General features: G+C 73.8%; 16 protein-coding genes. 9 read left to right on the forward strand and 7 right to left on the reverse strand.

Annotated elements, in window-relative coordinates:
- The first annotated feature begins 25 nt into the window (after positions 1-25).
- Complete coding sequence (locus BMY04_RS03785; RefSeq protein ID WP_091177723.1) at positions 26-949, forward strand: NAD-dependent epimerase/dehydratase family protein; 924 nt, start codon at positions 26-28, stop codon at positions 947-949.
- A gap of 202 nt (positions 950-1,151) precedes the next feature.
- Here BMY04_RS03785 and BMY04_RS03790 read toward each other — a convergent pair whose 3' ends face one another.
- Both BMY04_RS03790 and BMY04_RS03795 read right to left on the reverse strand, forming a co-directional pair.
- On the reverse strand, positions 1,152-3,359 hold the full coding sequence (locus tag BMY04_RS03790) for a YhgE/Pip domain-containing protein (RefSeq protein WP_170853970.1): 2,208 nt from the start codon (positions 3,357-3,359) through the stop codon (positions 1,152-1,154).
- Positions 3,360-3,391: 32 nt separating this feature from the next.
- A complete protein-coding gene (locus tag BMY04_RS03795) occupies positions 3,392-6,220 on the reverse strand; it encodes an MMPL family transporter (protein ID WP_198409911.1) in 2,829 nt (942 codons plus the stop codon).
- Between the two features lie 59 nt (positions 6,221-6,279).
- On the opposite strand from BMY04_RS03795, the gene BMY04_RS03800 reads away from it, so the two are divergent.
- From BMY04_RS03800 to BMY04_RS03815, 4 genes are all read left to right on the forward strand, one after another.
- Entirely contained in the window at positions 6,280-7,035 is a 756-nt protein-coding gene (locus BMY04_RS03800; protein WP_091177725.1) for a TetR/AcrR family transcriptional regulator, read from the forward strand.
- Between the two features lie 13 nt (positions 7,036-7,048).
- Complete coding sequence (locus tag BMY04_RS03805; RefSeq protein ID WP_091177726.1) at positions 7,049-7,744, forward strand: response regulator transcription factor; 696 nt, start codon at positions 7,049-7,051, stop codon at positions 7,742-7,744.
- A gap of 237 nt (positions 7,745-7,981) precedes the next feature.
- Entirely contained in the window at positions 7,982-9,364 is a 1,383-nt protein-coding gene (locus tag BMY04_RS03810) for a sensor histidine kinase (protein ID WP_232506101.1), read from the forward strand.
- Positions 9,365-9,622: 258 nt separating this feature from the next.
- On the forward strand, positions 9,623-10,561 hold the full coding sequence (locus tag BMY04_RS03815) for a ferritin-like domain-containing protein (protein ID WP_091177727.1): 939 nt from the start codon (positions 9,623-9,625) through the stop codon (positions 10,559-10,561).
- Between the two features lie 95 nt (positions 10,562-10,656).
- Here the strand turns inward: BMY04_RS03815 and BMY04_RS03820 are convergent, their stop codons facing one another.
- From BMY04_RS03820 to BMY04_RS03830, 3 genes are read right to left on the reverse strand one after another with little or no spacing between them, the layout of a single operon-like run.
- A complete protein-coding gene (locus BMY04_RS03820) occupies positions 10,657-11,610 on the reverse strand; it encodes a DNA-3-methyladenine glycosylase family protein (RefSeq protein WP_091177728.1) in 954 nt (317 codons plus the stop codon).
- 13 nt (positions 11,611-11,623) lie between these two features.
- The gene (locus BMY04_RS03825; RefSeq protein ID WP_232506076.1) at positions 11,624-12,139 is read right to left on the reverse strand and encodes a GNAT family N-acetyltransferase; all 516 of its coding nucleotides are present in this window, start codon (positions 12,137-12,139) and stop codon (positions 11,624-11,626) included.
- Positions 12,136-13,038, reverse strand: coding sequence for a DUF3152 domain-containing protein (locus BMY04_RS03830; protein ID WP_170853971.1), 903 nt, complete (start codon positions 13,036-13,038; stop codon positions 12,136-12,138). Before BMY04_RS03830 ends, BMY04_RS03825 begins: the two co-directional genes overlap by 4 nt.
- Positions 13,039-13,062: 24 nt before the next feature.
- Here BMY04_RS03830 and BMY04_RS03835 point away from each other — a divergent pair, with 24 nt between their 5' ends.
- On the forward strand, positions 13,063-14,685 hold the full coding sequence (locus BMY04_RS03835) for a YibE/F family protein (protein WP_091177729.1): 1,623 nt from the start codon (positions 13,063-13,065) through the stop codon (positions 14,683-14,685).
- 149 nt (positions 14,686-14,834) lie between these two features.
- Here the strand turns inward: BMY04_RS03835 and BMY04_RS03840 are convergent, their stop codons facing one another.
- Both BMY04_RS03840 and lysS read right to left on the reverse strand, forming a co-directional pair.
- Complete coding sequence (locus BMY04_RS03840) at positions 14,835-15,251, reverse strand: ankyrin repeat domain-containing protein (RefSeq protein ID WP_232506077.1); 417 nt, start codon at positions 15,249-15,251, stop codon at positions 14,835-14,837.
- Complete coding sequence (gene lysS, locus BMY04_RS03845; RefSeq protein WP_198409912.1) at positions 15,248-16,762, reverse strand: lysine--tRNA ligase; 1,515 nt, start codon at positions 16,760-16,762, stop codon at positions 15,248-15,250. Before lysS ends, BMY04_RS03840 begins: the two co-directional genes overlap by 4 nt.
- A gap of 104 nt (positions 16,763-16,866) precedes the next feature.
- Between lysS and BMY04_RS03850 the strand changes: the two genes are divergently transcribed.
- From BMY04_RS03850 to BMY04_RS03860, 3 genes are all read left to right on the forward strand, one after another.
- Positions 16,867-17,478 carry a hypothetical protein gene (locus BMY04_RS03850; RefSeq protein ID WP_091177731.1) on the forward strand — a complete coding sequence of 204 codons (612 nt, stop codon included), beginning with the start codon at positions 16,867-16,869 and terminating at the stop codon, positions 17,476-17,478.
- Between the two features lie 87 nt (positions 17,479-17,565).
- Positions 17,566-19,209 carry a circularly permuted type 2 ATP-grasp protein gene (locus BMY04_RS03855; protein WP_091177732.1) on the forward strand — a complete coding sequence of 548 codons (1,644 nt, stop codon included), beginning with the start codon at positions 17,566-17,568 and terminating at the stop codon, positions 19,207-19,209.
- Positions 19,206-20,132 carry an alpha-E domain-containing protein gene (locus BMY04_RS03860; RefSeq protein ID WP_198409913.1) on the forward strand — a complete coding sequence of 309 codons (927 nt, stop codon included), beginning with the start codon at positions 19,206-19,208 and terminating at the stop codon, positions 20,130-20,132. Before BMY04_RS03855 ends, BMY04_RS03860 begins: the two co-directional genes overlap by 4 nt.
- Positions 20,133-20,257: the final 125 nt, after the last annotated feature.

Here is a 20,257-nt window from a genome sequence, read left to right on the forward strand (position 1 = left end):
AGGGCGCGGGTGCCAGGCTGGCGGCATGACGTCAGAGCAGGGGCACAGCCCCGTCGTGGTGGTGACCGGCGCGAACGGCCTGGTGGGCGCGCGGGTGAGCGACGCGCTGGTCCGCCGGGGCGCGACCGTGCGGGCGGTGGTCCGGCGCCCGGGGACGGCCCCGCGGCTGGACGGGCTCGAGGAGCGCGTGGGCGACTTCGGCGACGCGCACTTCGCGGCACAGGTCGTGGCCGGTGCAGACGCCGTGGTCACGACCGTGCACCCGATGGGCAGCGACCTCCAGACCCAGCACCGCGTCGGCGTCGAGGACACCTCCCGCCTCGTGCGCGCCGCTCGCGACGCCGGGGTCGACCGGGTCGTGCACCTGTCGACCTGCGCGGTCTACGGCCAGCCCGACGACAGCTCCGACATCGACGAGGACTTCCCGCTCGTCGGGGACGACGCGGACGTCTACCCCCTCACCAAGCGCGACACCGACGCCGCCGTCTGCGCGGTCGACGGGATCACCCGGGTGCTCGTGCGGCCGCCGGCCATCCTCGGGGCGGGTGACACCTCGGTCTGGAACACCCTGCGCCCGCAGCAGGTCCGCGACCACGAGCAGGACCGGCACGACATCGCCCGCAAGACGTTCCGCTGGGTGCACGTCGAGGACCTGGCCGCGCTCGTCGCCGACCTCGCCACCGCGCGCATCCCGGCGGCCGAGGACGTCGCGCACGGCCCCGTCGCCGGCGGCTGCACCGCGGTGAACGTGGCCGGGGAGCCGGCCACGATCGGCGACTACCTCGGGACGGTCGCCCGCGCCCTCGGCGTCGAGCCCGTGTGGGAGGACGGCCCGGCCTGGACCGGCCAGATCCGGACCGACCGGGCCCGCGGCTGGGGCTGGTCGCCGAAGGTTCCGCTCGCCGACGCCCTCGGCGAGCTCGAGCAGTGCGTGCGCGCCCTGGCCTGACGCACCCCCCTGGGCTCCGAGGCCCAGGCCCCGGCCCTCGGCCGTTGCGTGAGCTCTGTCGGTTTCCCATGAGGTCTTGGGAACCCTGCACTGCTCATGGCGTATCCGCCGTGAGGAGTGCCGGTTCCCCAAGACCTCTTGGGAAACCGGCACACCCCCGGCCCGCCGAGAGCAGGGGGCGGGCGTACGGGGCGGGACGCGGCTAGCGGGCGGGTGACGCGACGAGCGCGGTGGAGCGGAGGGTCCGGCGCCGTGCCGTCGCCAGCACGCCGGCGGCGAGCCCGACGACGAGCCAGGCGAGCAGCAGCGCCGCCTGGGCACCTCCGCCGTTGCCCGTGACCACGGCGCGCATGCCCTGCAGGGCCGGGGTGAGCGGCAGCAGCGGGGTGATCGAGTCGAACACCGCCGGCACGGCCGAGGTCAGAGCCGCGGCGGCCGTCAGCACGACGAGCACCACCGACACGAACCGTCCGACCCCGCCGAACCACGCCACCAGGGCCTGGTTGAGCGCCACGAACACGAGCCCGGCGAGCAGGCTCAGGCCGAGGAACCGTACGGTCTGCCCGGCGGTCAGGTCGAGCAGCGCGTCCATCAGCACGGTCAGGACCACCGACTGCACGGCGGCCACGAGGGCCGCCGGGAGCAGGCTCTCCAGGCTCAGGCGCCAGGACGACTTCATGCTCGACAGCGCCTTGGCCGACACGGCCCGCAGCACGAGGTAGCTGGACAGGCCGCCGACCCACAGCGCGAGCACGGCCAGCAGGGTCGTGGTCGCGACGTTGGAGAAGACCGAGGTCACGTCCGGCGTCGTCACCGGCGCCGCGACGACCGTCGAGAGCCGCTCGCGCGCCTGCTTGTCGTACGTCGGGATCTGCTTCGCGCCGGACTTGAGCCCGTCGGCCAGCTGGCCCGTGCCGTCGGCCAGCTTGTCGGCGCCCGCCGACAGCTTGACCAGGCCGCCGCTCAGCTGCTGGGCGCCCGTGGCCACGCCGTGGACGCCGCCGGTGTACTGCGCGACGCCGTCGCTGAGACCGCTCGCCCCGTCGGCGAGCTTGGACGCACCGGTGTCGAGCTGCTTGATGCCAGCCGCGAGCGGCGTGAGCCCGTCGGCGAGCTGGTCGGCGCCGTCCGCGAGCTGCCCGGTGCCGGACAGGATGCTCTGACCGGTCTTCTTGTCCTTGGTGCTGAGCCCGCCGGCGGCGCCGTCGAGCGCCTGGGCCGCCCCCTGCTTGCCCGCGTAGACCCCGAGCGGCTCGAGGTAGCCCGCGAACACCGTGCTCGCGGCCGTGATGCCGCCGCCGACGCCGGCCTGGTAGCCACCACCCGCCGCCTGGCCGACCGTCTTGAGGACGGCCCCGCACTGCTCGGGGGTGAGCGGCACGCTCAGGCCCTTGTCGATGTCGTCGCAGGAGGTCGGCAGCGTCAGCTTGGGCGGCGGCAGCGCGGCGGCCGCGGCGGCGAAGTCGGCCTGGGTCGGCTGCTTCGGCGCCTTCGCCGCCGCCGCCTTGTCGGCCTGCTCGCGCAGGGCCTTCTGGTACTGCTTCAGCCCGGACTCGATCCCGGCGACGCCGTCGGCGATCTGGCGCCCGCCCTTGGGCAGCGCCGCGGTCTTGTCGGCGAGCGTACCGACGCCGTCGGCGTACTGGCCGAGCCCGCTGCTCAGCTGCTTGGCCCCACTGGCGAGCTGGCCGCCGCCGGTGTCGAGCTGGTCGAGGCCGTCGGAGAGCTTCGCCGTGCCGTCGGAGGTCTGCCCGAGGCCGTCGGCAAGCTGCTTCGTGCCGTCGTCGAGCTGCCCGGCCGCGTCGGCGACCTTGGCGAACTGCTTCTTGGTGTCGTTGAAGCCGACGAAGACGTTCTGCACGTACTGCTCGGTCAGGGTCGTGTTGAGCACCCGCGTCGCCGTACTGGCGATGGCCTGGCCGACGACCGGGTCGGAGATGCCGCTCACCGGCGAGGTCTGCACGTCGAGCACGGCCTGCTCGGCGGAGTCGCCGGACTGGTCGGTGTAGGAGGTCGCGCGCGCCGAGAAGTCCTTGGGGATGGTGACGACCGCGGCGTAGCGGCCGGAGTCGAGCCCGCTGCGGGCGTCGTCGGCGTCGGTGAGGATCCAGGAGAAGTTCGTGTCGGCGGCCCGCTCCTCGCCCTTGTCGCCCTTGTCGCCGGTGTCGTCACCGGTCTTGCCGTCCACGAGACCGCCGGCCAGCTGGCGCCCCAGCGGCACGGTCTGCTTGTTGATCTTGACCGGCTCGTCGAGGTTGACCACGGCGGCCTGCACGCGGTCGAGGCGGTCGGTGGACTTCCAGGTCGCGGCCAGGAAGCCGCCGGCCAGGACGAGCGGGACGAGCAGCAGCCCGACCAGCGACCAGAGTCCGACCCGGCGGCTGCCGTCGGCGCGTTCCAGCGAGAACATGCGAGATCCCTTGAGCGAGGTCGTACGGGGCATCAGGCCTGGGCGAGCGCCGGGCGGGGGCGCAGGTCCAGGACGCGGCGGGGGCCGCGCAGGAGGGTGTCGAGGGCCGCGGCGTCGGCGACGGCGACCACGGCGGCGGTGGTGCCGCCCGCGGCGACGGCGTCCAGCGCACGGGCCACGGCGGCCCGGGCGTCGGGGTCGGCACCGGGGCCGGCGAGGGCGTCGAGCCGGTCGAGGAACAGCACGTCCGGCGTGGCGCGCCCGAGCGCGGCGAGCTCGCGGGCCAGGTCCTCGGTGGCGGCGCAGTCCACGTACGCGGTCCGCCGCCGCACCCGTCCGGCCTGCTCGGGGAGCACGAACCCGGCCACCTTGACGCGCGCCGGGGCACCCTCGCCCGTCCCGGGCAGGCGCATCCGGCCGGCCAGGGTGAGCAGCAGGGCCGTGCGGCCCGGGGAGGCCGGGCCCTCGACGACGAGCGTCTCGCCGGGCGGCAGCGCGGTGCTCACCTCCCAGCCGCCGACCCGCAAGCCCTCGGCCAGCACCAGGTGGTGGTCGTCCGCGGACGGCCAGGAGGCGAGCGCGACCTGGTGGTGCAGCCCCTCGCCCTCGACGTCGAAGGACGGCAGCCGGCGGTCGATCCAGCGCGGCAGCCACCACGCCCTGGTGCCCAGCAGCGTCAGGACCGCGGGCACGAGGGTCATCCGGACGACGAACGCGTCGACGAACACCCCGACCGCGAGCCCGAAGCCGATGGTCTTGATCGGCCCCTCGCCGTCAGGGACGAAGCCGCCGAACACGGACAGCATGATCACCGCGGCCGCGACGACGACGCGGGACGAGGCCACGAAGCCCTCCTCGACCGCTGAGCGGGCGACGGCCCTGGACGGGCCGCCCGCGCGCGCCACGCCGTGGACGTACTCCTCGCGCATCCGCGAGACGAGGAAGACCTCGTAGTCCATGGCCAGGCCGAAGAGGATGCCCATCAGCAGGATGGGCAGGAAGCTGATCACGGGCGCCGTCTGGTGGACGTTGAACACCGAGCCGAACCAGCCGTACTCGAACACCATCGCGGTCGCGCCGAACGCGGCGCCGACGCTGAGCAGGAAGCCGACGGTCGCCTTGACCGGGACCCAGATCGAGCGGAACACCATGGTCAGCAGCACCAGCGACAGCCCGACGACGAGGATCCCGAAGGGCAGCAGCGCGGCCCCGAGCCGGTCGGAGATGTCGATGCCGACCGCCGTGAAGCCGGTGACGGCCGTCGCGACCCCGTACTCGGCCTGGAAGTGCGGTTCCAGCGCCCGGATGTCGCGGACGAGCTGCTTGGTCTCCTGGCTGTCCGGCGCGCCCTCCGGGATGACCTGGATGATGCCGGTGTCGGCGTCCTCGTTCGGCGTCGCGAGGGGGACGCTGGCCACGCCCGGCAGCGTGCGCAGCTCGTCGGCCATGCCGTCCATGACGCCGAGCGGGTCGTCGGAGCCGACGATCGTCGCGGTCACGATGAGCGGGCCGTTGTAGCCCTGGCCGAAGTGCTCGGCGACGAGGTCGTACGTGACGCGTGCCGGGGAACCGGCGTCGGCCGTGCCGTTGCTGGGCAGCGCGATCCGCAGGTCCTTCGCCGGGTAGGCCATCGCCCCGAGGGCGACGAGCACGAGCAGGACGGTGACGAGCGGGAAGCGCGTGACGACCCGCACCCACCGGCGTCCGAGGCCGACGCGCGGGCGCTTCGTCGGCACCGCCCGACCGGCCCGGGCAGCGCGGGGCTGACGCATCGCCCGGGCCGGCGACTGGGAGGCCTGCTCGGCCGCTGCGGCCGCCTGCTCCTCCACCGGGGGCTTGACCTTGGGACGCAGGCGCGCCCCGAGGAACCCGAGCAGGGCGGGGAGGAGGGTGAGGGCGATGAGCACGGCGATGGCCACGCCGACGGCGGCGGCGACGCCCATGATGCTGAGGAAGGGGATGCCCGCGACCGACAGGCCGACGAGCGCGATCATCACCGTCATGCCGGCGAAGACGACGGCCGAGCCGGCCGTGGCCACGGCCTGGGCGACCGACTCCTCGGGGTCCATGCCCTGGCGCAGCTGGTCGCGGTGGCGCGAGGTGATGAACAGGGCGTAGTCGATCCCCACGGCCAGGCCGAGCATGAGCGCCAGCAGCGGGGTGGTCGAGGAGACGGTGGCGAAGCCGGTCGCCCCGAAGATCAGCGCGACGGTCAGGCCCACGCCCAGCAGGGCGGTGACCAGCGGCATGCCGGCCGCGCGGAGCGAGCCGAGGGTCAGCCACAGCACGATCAGCGCGACGACGACGCCGATGGCCTCGACCCAGCTGACGCCGGGGGTGCCGCCGGTGTACGCGTCGCCGCCCACCGAGACCTGCGAGCCCGGCAGCGCCGTCTGCAGCTCGGCACGCTGCTGCTGCAGCTCGTCGAAGGTGGTCTCGCCGATGTCGACGGCCGGGACGGCGAACGTCACCTTGATGATCGCCGCGCTGTCGTCGGAGGCGACCTGGCCCTTGGCGTACTCGTCGAAGGGCCCCGACACCGTGTCGACCTGGGCCACGTCGCGGAGCCGCTCGGCGCTCGCGTCGATGGCCTTCTTCGCCGCCGTCGAGCGGACCGACTGCCCGTCCCGCGGCACCACGACCATCTGGGCGGTCGTGCCGCCGGCCTGCGGGAACGTGCGGTTCAGCGAGTCGAGCGCGGTCTGCGACTCGGTCCCGGGCAGCGAGAAGTTCTCGTCGAACCCCTTGCTCACGGCCGCGGAGGCGCCGCCCAGCACCACGAGGACGGCGAGCCACAGCAGCACCACGCGGAGCCGGTGGCGGTACGAGGAGCGGCCGAGGCCGTAGAGGAAGGAGCTCATCTCGATACACGACTGTATGCGATACAGGTGTGTATGCAACGGGCGCTAGGGTGATCCCCATGACGTCGCTCCCCGAGGCGGCGGCCGCAGCACCGAGGCCGACGGCGCTCCCGCCGGCCGCCCGGCCCTCACCGACCGCCACCCCTGCTCCGCCGCCCGGCCTGCCCGCGAGCGGCAGCCCGCTCAGCGCCCGCCGCGCCCGGACGCGTCAGCGCCTGATGGCCGCGGCCATCGCCGTCTTCGCCGAGCGCGGCGTGATCGGGGCGAGCGTGGAGGAGATCTGCGAGGCCGCCGGCTTCACCCGCGGCGCCTTCTACTCGAACTTCGCCGACAAGGACGCGCTGGTCCTCGCGCTCATCGAGCAGGGCATCGCCGAGGAGTACGCGGCGGCGGAGCGCGCGGTGGCCGAGCTCAAGGCCCAGGGCGGCGGGCTCACCGCCACCGCGGCGGTGGCGCAGGTGCTCGGACGGCTCAACCTGGGTGGGACCGGCGACCGCACCAGCCTGCTCGCGCAGCAGGAGCTCCTGCTGTACGCCGCCCGCGTGGCGGAGCTGCGCGCGCCGTACCAGGCGTTCGTCGACGCGTGCCGGGCCCAGGTCCACGCCCTCGTGGCCGACGCGCTGCAGTTCGCCGAGCTGGAGTTCACCATGCCCGTCGAGCTCGCCCTCGACCTGCTGATGGGCGCCCACGACCAGATGCACCAGCGGGCCCTGTTCAGCGGCGAGCTGGACCCGACGGCCATGCACGCGTTGATCATGAATCTGACACGGCCACGCTCTGGGGCGGCTTTGCACCCCGGGGAAGAATCTGTCTGACAGACTTCCCGCCATGCACATCCTCGTCGTGGACGACGACCAGGCCGTCCGGGACTCACTCGCCCGCTCGCTCGAGTACAACGACTACGAGGTCAGCACGGCCGAGGACGGGGTCGAGGCGCTCGCCAAGCTGGCCGCGCACCGGCCCGACGCCGTCATCATGGACGTGATGATGCCGCGCCTCGACGGCCTCGAGACCACCCGCATGCTGCGTTCGGCCGGCAACGACGTCCCGATCCTGGTGCTCACCGCGCGCGACGCGGTCGGCGACCGGGTCGACGGCCTCGACGCCGGCGGCGACGACTACATGGCCAAGCCCTTCGCGCTCGACGAGCTGCTGGCGCGGCTCCGGGCGCTCGTCCGGCGCTCGGGGACGACCGCCGACTCGAACGACCCGTCGACGCAGAGCCTCAGCTTCGGCGACCTGGTGCTCAACACGCAGACCCGCGAGGTCCTGCGCGGCGCCCGCCAGATCAGCCTGACGCGGACCGAGTTCGCGCTGCTCGAGGCCTTCATGCAGCACCCGCGCCGGGTGCTCGAGCGCAGCTGGCTGCTCAACGAGGTCTGGGGCTTCGACTTCCCGACCACCGCGAACTCGCTCGAGGTCTACATCGGCTACCTGCGCCGCAAGACCGAGGTCGACGGCGAGCCGCGGCTCATCCACACGGTGCGTGGCGTCGGCTACGTGCTGCGCGAGACGCCCCCGTAAGCGCACACGCGTAGGGTCGTGCTCGACGACGGGACCGGCGCCGACGCGTGTCCGGCGGTGCGCGGGGGCGAGGGAGGCGGAGCGGTGCTCACGGGTGCGGGAGCAGGCTCGAGCAGCTCCCCCGCGGCGGCGTAGGACGCCGTGCAGCGACCCAGGCCCGGCCACCGTCCCGTCCGGAACGCAGCACGGGCGCCCCGGACGACCAGGGCGTCGGCGTACGCGCGCCTCCGCGGCTGGCTGGGCACGCTCCCGCTGCAGCGCCGGGTCGGCTACCTGACCACGACCGCGGTCGCCGTGGCCGTCGCGCTGACCAGCCTCGCCGGCTGGCTCACCGTGCGCGCGTCGCTCTACACCTCCCTCGACGACGAGCTGCTCGAGGTGGCCTCCAGCCTGACGGTCCCCGCCAGCCAGGACATCACGAACCTCGGCGGCCTCACCGAGCGCGCGCTGCGCGCCGGGAACATCAGCGTCGCCGCCGTCCGATCCGACGGACGGGCCTTCTACGTCCCCGACGAGCGCGAGCACCTCGTCCTGGGGCCGGACGAGCTGGCCGTGGCCCGCCTGCACTTCGGCCACTCGGCCCGCACGGGCGAGACGACGGACGGCTCGGAGTACCGGATCGTCGCGATCCCCATCCCCGACCTCGGCGGCGTGGCCCTGGTCGTGGGCCGCCCGCTGGCGAGCACCGAGGCGGTGCTCACCTCCCTGCTCGTCGTGGTCGCCCTGTCCGGGCTGGTCGGCGTGGCCGTCGCCGCGGGCACCGGGCTCACCGTCGCGCGCTCGGGCCTGCGCCCGGTCCGGCGGCTCTCCGCCGCGGTCGAGCGGGTCGCGGTGACCAAGGAGCTGCGCCCGGTCAGCGTCACCGGCGCGGCCGACGTGGCCGTGCTCGCCCGCTCGTTCAACGACATGGTCGGCTCGCTGGCCGCCTCCCGGGAGCGGCAGCGGCGCCTGATCGCCGACGCGGGCCACGAGCTGCGGACCCCGCTGACGAGCCTGCGGACGAACGTCGACCTGCTGATCATGGACGCCCGGACGAGCATGCTGAAGGAGGGCGACCGGCTCGCCATCCTCAGCGACGTGCAGGGCCAGCTCGGAGAGTTCACCAAGCTGATCGGCGACCTCGTCCAGCTCGCCCGCGACGACGAGGAGGCGACCCCCGAGCCGCTCGACTTCCGCACCGTCGTCACCGCCGCGCTCGAGCGCGCCCGGCGGCGGGGCCCCGGGCTCGACTTCGACGTCGAGCTCGACCCCTTCTACGTCGTCGGCGTCTCCGCCGACCTCGAGCGGGCCGTCACCAACCTGCTCGACAACGCCGTCAAGTGGAGCCCGCCGGGCGGCACCGTGCGGGTGCAGCTCGAGGGCAACCGGCTGCGGGTGGCCGACGAGGGCCCCGGCATCGCCGAGGCGGACCTGCCGCACGTCTTCGACCGCTTCTTCCGCGCCGACACCGCCCGCACGACGCCGGGCACCGGTCTCGGCCTGTCGATCGTGGCCCAGGTCGTGCGCCAGCACGGCGGCACCGTGCGGGCCGGCCGGTCCGCCCAGGGCGGGGCGGAGTTCACGATGGTGCTGCCCGGCGCCCGCTCCATCGCCGCGCTGGAGCAGCCCGCCCTGTCCTGATCGCGGAAACACCCCGCGCCGCCGAACTTCCCCCGCGAGCCACCAAACCCTTCCGCACGCAGCGTCGAAGCAGGCAGGAACGGACTGACCGTCCACCGGCCTCGCGCGGCGCCGGAGCACGGGGAGCCCGCTCGCGATCACAGCGGTACGCGGTGCGGCGAGGCTCGTCGTGGCGTGTCTCCGTGGCCCCTCGGCCCGCGCTCCGCGGACGGGACGGCACCGCTGTGGCACCACCGGAGCACTCTCCCAAGGAGCACGATGTTCGGAAAGAAGCTCGTGGCCGACATGATCGACCGCAGCGCCGAGAACACGAACGACCGCCGGAACTTCCTGCGCGCTGCAGGCGTCGCCGGCCTGGGGACCGTCGGGGCCGTGGCCCTGGCCGGCGCCCAGACCGGGACGGCCTCCGCCGCCCCGACCGAAGGGCCGAGCGACGGCGCGGTCCTCAACTTCGCGCTGAACCTCGAGTACCTCGAGGCGCAGTTCTACTCCTACGCCTTCTGGGGCGAGGGGCTCGACTCGATCGACGTCACCGGCAAGGGCAGGCAGGGCAAGGTCACCGGCGGCAAGAAGGTCGACTTCAAGACCAAGGCGATCAAGGAGTACGCCCGCGAGATCGCCGAGGACGAGCGCAACCACGTCAAGTTCCTGCGCAGCGCGCTTGGCAGCGCCAAGGTCGCCCAGCCGGACATCGACCTCAAGACCAGCTTCACCGCCGCGGCGCGGGCGGCGGGCCTGATCAAGTCCAACCAGACCTTCGACCCGTTCGCCAACGAGAACAACTTCCTGCTCGGGGCGTTCATCTTCGAGGACGTCGGCGTCACGGCCTACAAGGGCGCGGCCCCGCTGATCACCAACAAGACCTACCTGGAGGCGGCCGCCGGCATCCTCGCGGTGGAGGCGTACCACGCCGGCATCGTGCGGTCCTCGCTCTACCGCAAGGGCCTGTTCTCCGAGGTCAAGAAGATCTCGGAGCTCCGCGACGCGGTCGACGGCCCGTCCGACGACGACCAGAACCTGCGTCGCGCGAAGAAGCACGCCAACATCGTCCCGACCGACGAGAACAGCATCGTCTACAGCCGCACCCCGGCCAACGTGCTGAACATCGTCTACCTCACCCCGAAGAAGGTCACCAAGGGCGGGTTCTTCCCGTCCGGCGTCAACGGCGAGGTCAACACCAGCAACGCCAACGCGTAGCTGACCGCTGACCGGCCGGGGCGGCGCGCGCCGCTCCGGCCGGTCCGGCCGGCTCTCCCAGGCCGAGCCGTCATGAACGGCCGCGGGCCGGACCGTCAGGAACGGCCGCGGGTCGCGTACGGCGTGTGGGTGGGCAGGGTCATCCGCGGGGCCCGGCGCGGGCGTCCGCCGGCCACCATCATGAGCAGCACCTGGACCCGGTAGCGGTGCCCGCGGTACGGCTCGAGCAGCTCGGTCGCGGCGTCGTCGTCGAGGACCTCGCCGGTCAGGGCCCACGTGATGTTCTTGCCGACGTGGTAGTCGCCGATGCTCCACGCGTCCGCGTCGCCGTGCGCGCGCTGGCGGACCTCGGCCGAGGTCCACGGACCCACGCCGGGAAAGCTGCGCAGCGCCAGGTCCGCCGCCTCGTTCGTGCCGAGCAGGGTCCGCTCGAGCGCCACCGCCCGCTGCGCGGTCCGGACGAGCGTCCGGCTGCGCCGCTGCTCGACCCCGGCCGCGAGGAAGCGCCAGCTCGGCACCCGCGCCCAGGCCTCGGGGGTCGGCGCGACGAACATCCCGTACGCGGCCGAGCCGGGGTCCTGCGTCGGGCCCGGCGCCGGTTCGCCGAACTCGCGCACGAGCAGCCGGAAGGCGCGGAAGGCCTCCTTGCCCGTGACGACCTGCTCGATGCAGGCCGGCGCCAGCGCCTCGAAGACGGCGTCGCTGCGCCCCACGCGGAAGTGGCCGTAGCGGCGGTGCGCCTCGGCCACGATCCCGTGCCGGGGCACGAACCCGTCGAGGTCGTCCTCCTCGCCGAGCAGTCGCGGCAGGTGGTCGAGCACCCACTCGGCGCCGTCGCCCCAGGCGCGCGCCGACACCTCGCCGCCGGAGGCCACGACCTTGAGCAGGGCGGTGCCGCACGGCGTGCGGGTCGTGCGCAGGTGGAGGCCGCCGAGCACGCGGTGCGTGGGGTCGCCGGTCCCGCGTCGGTGCAGCCCGAAGACCGGCGCGAGCATCGGCGGCCGGTCCAGGACCAGCCGCCGCGTCAGGCCTGCCGCGGGAGTGCTCATCGCGGAGGAGATGCTACGTCCGCGGGCCGACAGGACGCTCTGCGACGAAGCCGAGGTCGCCGTCGGGGCGCAGGCCGTTGGCGAGGAGCACGGCCCGCGAGGCCGGGCCGTACGGATTGTCCGGCTCCACCTCGGCACGGACGACGTCGGCCCCGTGCGCCCAGGCGTGCGTGAGGAGCAGCGCGCAGGCCCGCGTGGCCACGCCGCGACCACGCAGGGCGGGCACGACCTGGTAGCCGATCTCGACCTCGGCGGGACCGTCCTGGGGCGGCGGGCCGTGGAACCCGGCGTCCCCGACCACCACGCCCTCGACGACCACGCAGAAGAACCACCAGGGCGAGCCCTCGGGGTCGACGCCGAGGGCCTCGTACGTCCCGAGCAGCATCCGCGCCGCGCTCAGCGTGCCCGCGGCGGGGAACTGCGGGTGCCAGGTCGCCGGGCGTGAGAGGTCGCCGCGCACGAGCCCGCGGGCGACGGCGACGGGGACCCGTTCGAGCCGGACCTCCCCCGCCTGCACCGGACGGGTCACCCCTTGGTGACCGAGGGCCACGGGTTCGCGGTGCAGCCCTGCAGGCCCTTGGTCTGCTGCAGCATCACCGGCGCCGGTCGGCCGCGGGCCGGGCAGCCGACGTGGGAGTGCCCGAGCGCGTGGCCGAACTCGTGGTTGGCGAGGTAGTCGCGGTAGTCGGCGACGTCCGAGCCGTAGGCCTCCGCGCCCAGCGTCCAGCGCTTCGCGTTGAGGACGACCTTGTTCCCGGAGCGGCACGACACCTCCCCGCGGGTGAGCAGCGGGTAGCAGAGCTTGTCGGTGGTGCCGGGCGTGACGAGGTAGGCGTGCAGGTCGGCCTGCTCGCCGGCGGCGACCAGCGAGAAGCGGACTCTGCCCGTCGAGCGCCAGCTGCGCGGGTCGTCGAGCGTGCGCTCCAAGGCCCGCGCGACCTCGTCGGGGTCGAGGTCGACGCCCTTCTCGACGCGCACGTCGAAGCGGTAGAGGCGGCCGGACGTGGCCGTCGTCGGGGCCGAGACCTTCGCGGCGTCGTACGTGCCCGGGCCCCGGTCGGGGACGATCGCGCCGACCGCGCTCGTGCTCGGGGAGGGGACGTCCGCGGACGTGCCCGCCGTTGTCGGTCCCGCCGACGTCGACGCGGGCGACGCGGGCGCTGCGGTGGTGGCCCGCTCGTGCTCCTGCGCCTGGACGACAGCCCCCGGACGGGGCAGGGACGACGCCCCGCCGACGAGCAGGGCGAGCCCGACGAGCGCGCAGAGCAGCAGCCACCCACGCCCCGGGGCACGTCCCGAGGGCCGCGCGGGAGGGCGGGCCGGAGGCTCCGCTGGGTTAGATTGGCCGCCGACGCGGCGCCCGACCCGCGCGGGACGTGGGTCTTCGTGGGGGACGTGGGTCTGCCGACCCCCCGAAGACCGGCTCACGGACCAAGAGACTAGGCGGATCACGTGGCGCACTCGCACAGCAACGCCGCACGCGCAGGACGCGGTGCTGCGGGCCACGGCCCCGAGGCCCTCCACGAGAGCGGCCACCAGGTCACCGGCGCCGAGCTCTACCGGCACCGCCGGGCCCTGCGGATCCTCATCGTCGTCCTGATCCCGCTCGGCGTCTGGACGCTCGTGGGGCTCCTCGCGCTGTGGCCGGGCGACGTGTCCAGCCACGTCAACGCGGACGCCGGCGGCTACAGCGTGCCCGGCGTGACCTACCCGCACGCCGAGATCACCGCGGTCGAGCCCATCGCCTGCGACGGCCTGCCCGGCTCGACGCCCGGCCAGTCGGGCGTGAACGCCTGCGCGACCATCACCACGACCGTCACCGACGGCGACGGCAAGGGCGACGTGGCCAGCGTCCCGCTCACCCAGGCCGTCTACGCCTCGGGGGCGGACGTCGGCGACGGCGTGACGCTGATCCGGGTGCCGCCGGGCGACGGGCAGCCGGCGTCGTACCAGTTCTCCGACTTCGACCGCCGTACCCCGCTGGTCGTCATGACGATCCTGTTCGCCCTCGTCGTCGTGGCGGTGGCGCGCTGGCGCGGCCTCGCCTCGCTGGTCGGGCTGGGCTTCGCCGCGGTCATCCTGGTGAAGTTCATGTTCCCGGCGCTGGTCGAGGGGCAGAACCCGGTCGTCGTCGGGCTGATCGGGTCGTCGGCGATCATGTTCGTCGTCCTCTACGCCGCGCACGGCTTCAGCGCGCGGACGACGACCGCGCTGGTCGGGACGCTGTTCGGGCTGATCCTGTCCGCGGCGCTCGGCTGGGGCGCGACGCGCTGGGCCCACCTGACCGGCGTCGCGACCGAGGACGACTACCTGCTCGCCGCCTCGACGCCCGACCTGCGGCTCACCTCGGTGGTGATCTGCGGGATCATCGTCGCCGGGCTCGGCGTGCTCAACGACGTGACCATCACGCAGGCCTCCGCGGTGTGGGAGCTGGCCGACGGCCACTACCTGGACGAGAACGGCAAGGCCCTCCGGCTGCGCAACCGGGACCTGTTCGCGCGGGCCATGCGCATCGGGCGCGACCACATCGCCTCGACCGTCTACACCATCGCCTTCGCCACCGCGGGCGCGTCGCTGTCGGTGCTGCTCCTCATCGCCGTCTACGACCGGCCGCTGCTGCAGGTCCTGCAGACCGAGCAGTTCAGCGACGAGATCGTCCGCACGCTCGTCGGCTCGATCGGGCTGGTGCTGGCCGTTCCGCTGACCACTGCCGTCGGCGTCGCCGTGGTCCGAGCGGGACGCGTCCAGCCCGCCGGCGCGGCGCTCGTCCCCTCGGAACGTCGCGCCCGTTCGCTGCTGCGCCGCCGCGTGCCGCAGCCGGTCGGCCCGACCGAGCCCGAGGTCACCGCGGGTCCCGCTGCTGCCGCTCCGGACTCCGACGTCGACACCCAGGTCCTGCCCGCCGTACGCGGCACCGCCGGCACGGCCCCGGTCACCCAGGACCCCGTGGCCGACGTCGTCTCCGACGCCACCGAACGCCCCTCGCGCCGCAAGCGGCGTCGCACCGACGACGACTTCGGCGACTTCTCCGACCTCCGCGACCCCGACGAACCCTCGCCGCGCCGCTCGCGGTAGCCCTCCACGCCACCTCGACCACGTTCCCTGAGCCTGTCGAAGGGCACGGAACGGGGCGGTGTTCCTCGAGGGAAGGCAGACGCCAACCTCTCCGAGGCCGTTCGACAGGCTCACGGAGCGTTCTGCCGGACGCTGCCCGAGCTCCTCGGTCAGCTGGGGCGGCGGTCGAGCAGGGCCGCCAGGTCGGGGCGCTCGAAGAACGCTGCGGTGGCGCGCGCCGTCGGCGACCCGAGGTCGGGGTCCGCGCCGAGCTCGACGAGCGCGGTGACGACGTCGGCGTAGCCCTTGAAGACCGCCCCGGCGAGCGGGGTCTGGCCGCGGTCGTTGACGACGTCCACGTCCGCCCCGCGGGCCGCGAGCACGCGGACCACCTCCGCGTGGCCGTGGTACGCGCCGAGCAGCAGCAGGGTGTTGCCGCGGGCGTCGGTGAGGTCGACGGGCATGCCGTGGTCGGCGTACTCGGCCAGCCGGGCCGCCTCGCCGAGGCGCGCCCGGTCGAGGAGCCAGTGCGCCAGCTCGACCGGGTCGTCCCCGGAGGGAACGGCGCTGCTCGGGACGTCGCTCACGAGCCCGGGCGGAGCAGCGGGAAGAGGATCGTCTCCCGGATGCCCACACCGGTGAAGAGCATGATCAACCGGTCCAGGCCGAGCCCGACGCCACCCATCGGCGGCGCCCCGAGTTCGAGGGCCTCGAGGAAGTCGTCGTCGAGCTGCATGGCCTCGGGGTCGCCGGCAGCCGCCTCGAGCGACTGGGCGGTGAGCCGCTCGCGCTGGATCACGGGGTCGATCAGCTCGGAGAAGCCCGTGCCGCGCTCGACGCCGCCGATGAAGAGGTCCCACGCCTCGATGAGCGCGGGGTCGCTGCGGTGCGGACGGGCCAGCGGCTGCGCGGTCGGCGGGTAGTCGCAGACGAAGGTCGGCTGCAGCAGCGTCGGCTCCACCAGCTCCGCGAACAGCTCGAGGACGACCTTCTCCGCGCCCCAGGCCGGGTCGAGCGCGACGTCGCGCGCGGTGGCGATCGCGCGGAGGGCCTCCACCGGCGTCGACGGCGTGACCTCCTCGCCCAGCACCGCCGACAGGCCGGGGTAGACGCCGAGCCAGCGCCACTCCCCGTCGAGGTCGATGGTGCCGGCGGGTGTCTCGACCTGCCGAGAGCCCAGCACGTCGGCGACGTCCAGGACGATCTCGCGGGTCAGCTCGGCGACGGTCCGCTGGTCGCCCCAGGCCTGGTAGAACTCCAGCATCGTGAACTCGGGGCTGTGCGTGGAGTCGACGCCCTCGTTGCGGAAGATCCGGCCCATCTCGTAGACGCGGTCCACCCCGCCGACGACTGCGCGCTTGAGGAACAGCTCGAGCGCGATCCGCAGCGTCATGTCGATGTCGAAGGCGTTGAGGTGCGTCGGGAACGGCCGGGCGTGCGCCCCGCCGTGCACCAGCTGCAGCACCGGCGTCTCCACCTCGACGAAGTCGTGGCGGTGCAAGGTGTTGCGGATGCTGCGCGTGACGCGGGCGCGGTCCAGGACCATCTGGCGCGCCTCCTCGCGGACCGTGAGGTCGGCGTAGCGCTGGCGGACGCGCGTCTCCTCCGACAGCTCGGTGTAGAGGTTCGGCAGCGGGCGCAGCGCCTTGGACGCGAGCTCCCAGGTGCTGCCCATGACGCTCAGCTCGCCGCGGCGCGAGGAGACGACGCGGCCGGTGACGCTGACGAAGTCACCCAGGTCGACGTCGGCCTTCCAGCGGGCGAGAGACTCCTCGCCGACCTCTGCGAGGGAGAGCATCACCTGCAGGCGGGTGCCGGTGTCGGCGGTCGACAGGCCCTCCTGCAGCGTGGCGAAGCAGAGCTTGCCGGTGTTGCGCAGGAACACCACGCGCCCGGCCACGGAGACGACGTCCTGCGTCTCCTCCCCGCTCGCGAGGCTCGCCCAGCGCGAGCGGACCTCCCGCAGAGCGTGCGTGCGCGGCACGGACACGGGGTAGGCCTGCCGCCCCTCGTCGAGCAGCCGGGCGCGCTTGTCCTGACGGACGCGGCGCTGCTCGGAGACCTCGACGTCGGTCGGCGCGGTGGGCTGGTCTGGCACCCGGTCAATCTAGTGGCGAACGCGGCCCGCACCGGCGGCGAAGGACTTGTTGAGAAGTCCTGATCGGGCCTCGTGTGCCCCTCCGTCCTGCCACGATGACGGCCATGTCGTCACCGCAGGAGCCGCAGCAGAGCCCCGGCCCGGGAGCACCGCAGGCGTACGGCCCGCCGCAGGGCTACGCACCCCCGCAGGGCTACCCACCGCCCCAGGGGTACGCCCCGCCGCAGCCCCAGCAGTACGCGCAGCCGCAGCAGCACGGCCAGCAGCCCTCGCAGCCGTACGCGCAGCCGTCCCAGCCGTCCGCGCCGCAGGGCCAGACCCGGCCGTACGGCGATGCTCCGACGGGCGAGCTGGTGGTCGACCTGCGCAAGCCGTTCGGCGGGGCCGGCTGGGTGACCCCGGTGCTGTCCATCGACGGCTTCCCGGCCACGGCGTCCTGGGGCCGCAACGTCTTCCCCGCCCCGGCCGGGGTCCGGCAGGTCGACGCGGCCTCCACCTACCTGTGGACCTTCGGCCGGGCGTCCATGCCCGTGACCGTCGAGCCGGGCCGGACGAGCGAGGTCCACTACACGGGGCCGATGTGGACGTTCGGCATGGGCGGCCGGATGGGCACCGAGGTGCAGAAGCGTCCGGGCATGGGCCTCTTCATCGGCCTCATGTCCTTCGTCGGCCTCGTGCTGCTCCTCGCGATCCTCGTGGGCGTCACCAGCGGCTGATCCGTTGCTGGCCTGAGAAGTTCACACGGCCGCGGCCCCTGGAACACCCCTCGTGTGAGCCCGCCGGCGCTGAGTAACCTTCGCGGCATGCGCGACGCCTTGTCCGACTACCGCCCCGGCGCGGCGTTCGACGAGATGGTCGACCCGAGCGGCACCGTGCGACCGAGCTACCGCGCCGTGCACGCCTCGCTGCAGCAGTCGACGGCGGCCGAGCTCCGGGCCATCGCCGAGGCGCTGGCCAGCAACTACACGCAGGCGGGCGTCACGTTCGACGTCGGCGGGGTCGAGCGGCCGTTCCCGCTCGACATCGTGCCGCGGGTCATCGCGGCCGCCGAGTGGGACACCATCGAGGCCGGCGTCGCCCAGCGCGTCCGGGCCATGGAGCTGTTCCTCGACGACGTCTACTCCGACGCCAAGGTCATCTCCGACGGGGTCATCCCCAGCCAGCTCGTCACGTCGTCGTCGCACTTCCACCGCGTCGTGTGGGGCGTGCGGCCGCCGAACGGCGTCCGCATCCACGTCGCCGGCGTCGACCTGATCCGGACGCCCGAGGGCGACGTGCGGGTGCTCGAGGACAACTTCCGGGTGCCGAGCGGCGTCTCGTACGTGATGACCAACCGCACCGCGATGATCACCGCGCTGCCCGACGCCTTCGCCAACCAGCGCATCCGCGGCGTCGGCGACTACCCGGCCCGGCTCCTGCAGGCGCTGCGCAAGGCGTCGCCGGCGACCGACGACCCGAACATCGTGGTGCTGACCCCCGGCGTCTACAACTCCGCCTACTTCGAGCACACCCTGCTCGCCCGGACGATGGGCGTCGAGCTCGTCGAGGGCCGCGACCTCGAGTGCCGCCGCGGCAAGGTCTACATGCGCACCACCGCCGGGCTGCGCCGCGTCGACGTGATCTACCGCCGCCTCGACGACGACTTCCTCGACCCGGTCTTCTTCCGCAGCGACTCGATGCTCGGCGTCCCGGGCCTCACCAACGCCGTCCGTACGGGCGGCGTGGCCCTCGCCAACGCCATCGGCAACGGCGTCGCCGACGACAAGCTGATCTACACCTACGTGCCCGACCTCATCCGCTACTACCTCCACGAGGAACCGGTCATCGGCAACGTCGACACCTGGCGCCTGGAGGAGGACGAGGCCCGCGAGGAGGTCCTCGACCGCCTCCACGAGCTGGTCGTCAAGCCGGTCGACGGTTCCGGCGGCAAGGGCATCGTCATCGGGCCGCGGGCGACGCCGGAGGAGCTCGACGCGCTGCGCGCGCGGGTGACCGCCGACCCGCGCGGCTGGATCGCCCAGCCGGTCGTGCAGCTGTCGACGGTGCCGACCCTCATCGACGACGCGCTGCGGCCCCGGCACGTCGACCTGCGCCCCTTCGCCGTCAACAGCGGCGACGGCATCTACGTCCTGCCCGGCGGCCTCACGCGCGTCGCGCTCCCCGAGGGCGAGCTCGTGGTCAACAGCAGCCAGGGTGGCGGCAGCAAGGACACCTGGGTGCTCAGCTCCTCGACCCCGCGGCTCGTGGAGGAGCCCGAGGCGGTGGAGGCCGAGCTGCGCGCCGAGGAGGGCGACCTCGAGGTCGCGCCCGAGCGGACCGTGCGTCCCGTCGTCCCGCTGCTCGTCGGGCGCCCCCGGACCGACGCCACGGACCGGAGCCCCGGGCACCGCCAGCAGCAGGAGCAGCAGCAGCAGAGCCCTGCGGGCGACGGGGAGGTGACGCTGTGATCCTCAGCCGCATCGCGGAGTCGATGTTCTGGATCGGGCGCTACGTCGAGCGCGCCGAGGACACGGCGCGCCTGCTCCAGACCCACCTGCGCCTGCTGGTGGAGGACAGCTCGACCGAGGTCCAGGCCAGCGCGAACCTGCTCGCCCTGATGAGCGTGGACGGGGTCGAGGAACCCACCCACGCCGACCTGCTGCGCCTGCTCGCGTACGACCGTCGCGAGCCGAGCTCGATCTTCTCCTGCTGGGCGGCGGCGCGCGACAACGCGCGGCGCGCGCGCGAGGTCATCCCCCTGGACCTGTGGGAGTGCATCAACACCACCTGGCACCAGCTGCCGTCCGGCGGCTTCGGGGTGGCGCGCGCCAACGGCTTCCTCAACTGGGCGCGCGAGCGCAGCGCCCTGTTCACCGGCATCGCCCGCAGCACGATGGTCCGCGACGACGGGTGGCAGTTCCTGTCGCTGGGCCGCTGCCTCGAGCAGGCCGACATGACCTCGCGGCTCGTCGCCTCCGCCTCCGTCTCGGGCGGGGCCTCGCAGTGGCCCTCGGTGCTGCGCGGCTGCGGCGGCCACGACGCCTTCCTGCGGACCTACCGCGGCGTCCACGACGACGTCTCCGCCGCGCAGTTCCTCATCCTCGACGCGCGCTTCCCGCGCTCGATCATGCACGGGCTGAACGCCGCCGCCGACTGCCTGGCCAAGCTCGCCGTCGACGACCAGACCGGCGGGCGCGCCTCGCAGGCCCGCCGCCAGCTCGGCCAGCTGCGGGCCCGGCTCGAGTTCGCCGACATGCACGACCTCGTCGACCGCCTCGACGAGGAGATGGGCGCGGTGCAGGACGTGACGGCGGCGGTGACCGAGCTCGTGACGCTGCAGTACTTCGCCGCCGAGGACCAGCACGCCTGGGTGACGGAGGGGACCCGGTGACGGGCCCCGGTACGCCGCGCGCCCTCCCGCTCGCCCGACCCACCTCCCAGCACCGCCGCGAACCGCTGACTTCCGACAGCGGATCCGGCTCTCCGGCCGCCGCCCCTCAGCGGTTCGTCGGGCTC

The organism is Microlunatus flavus, assembly GCF_900110855.1.
GTDB classification, from domain to species: Bacteria; Actinomycetota; Actinomycetes; order Propionibacteriales; family Propionibacteriaceae; genus Microlunatus; species Microlunatus flavus.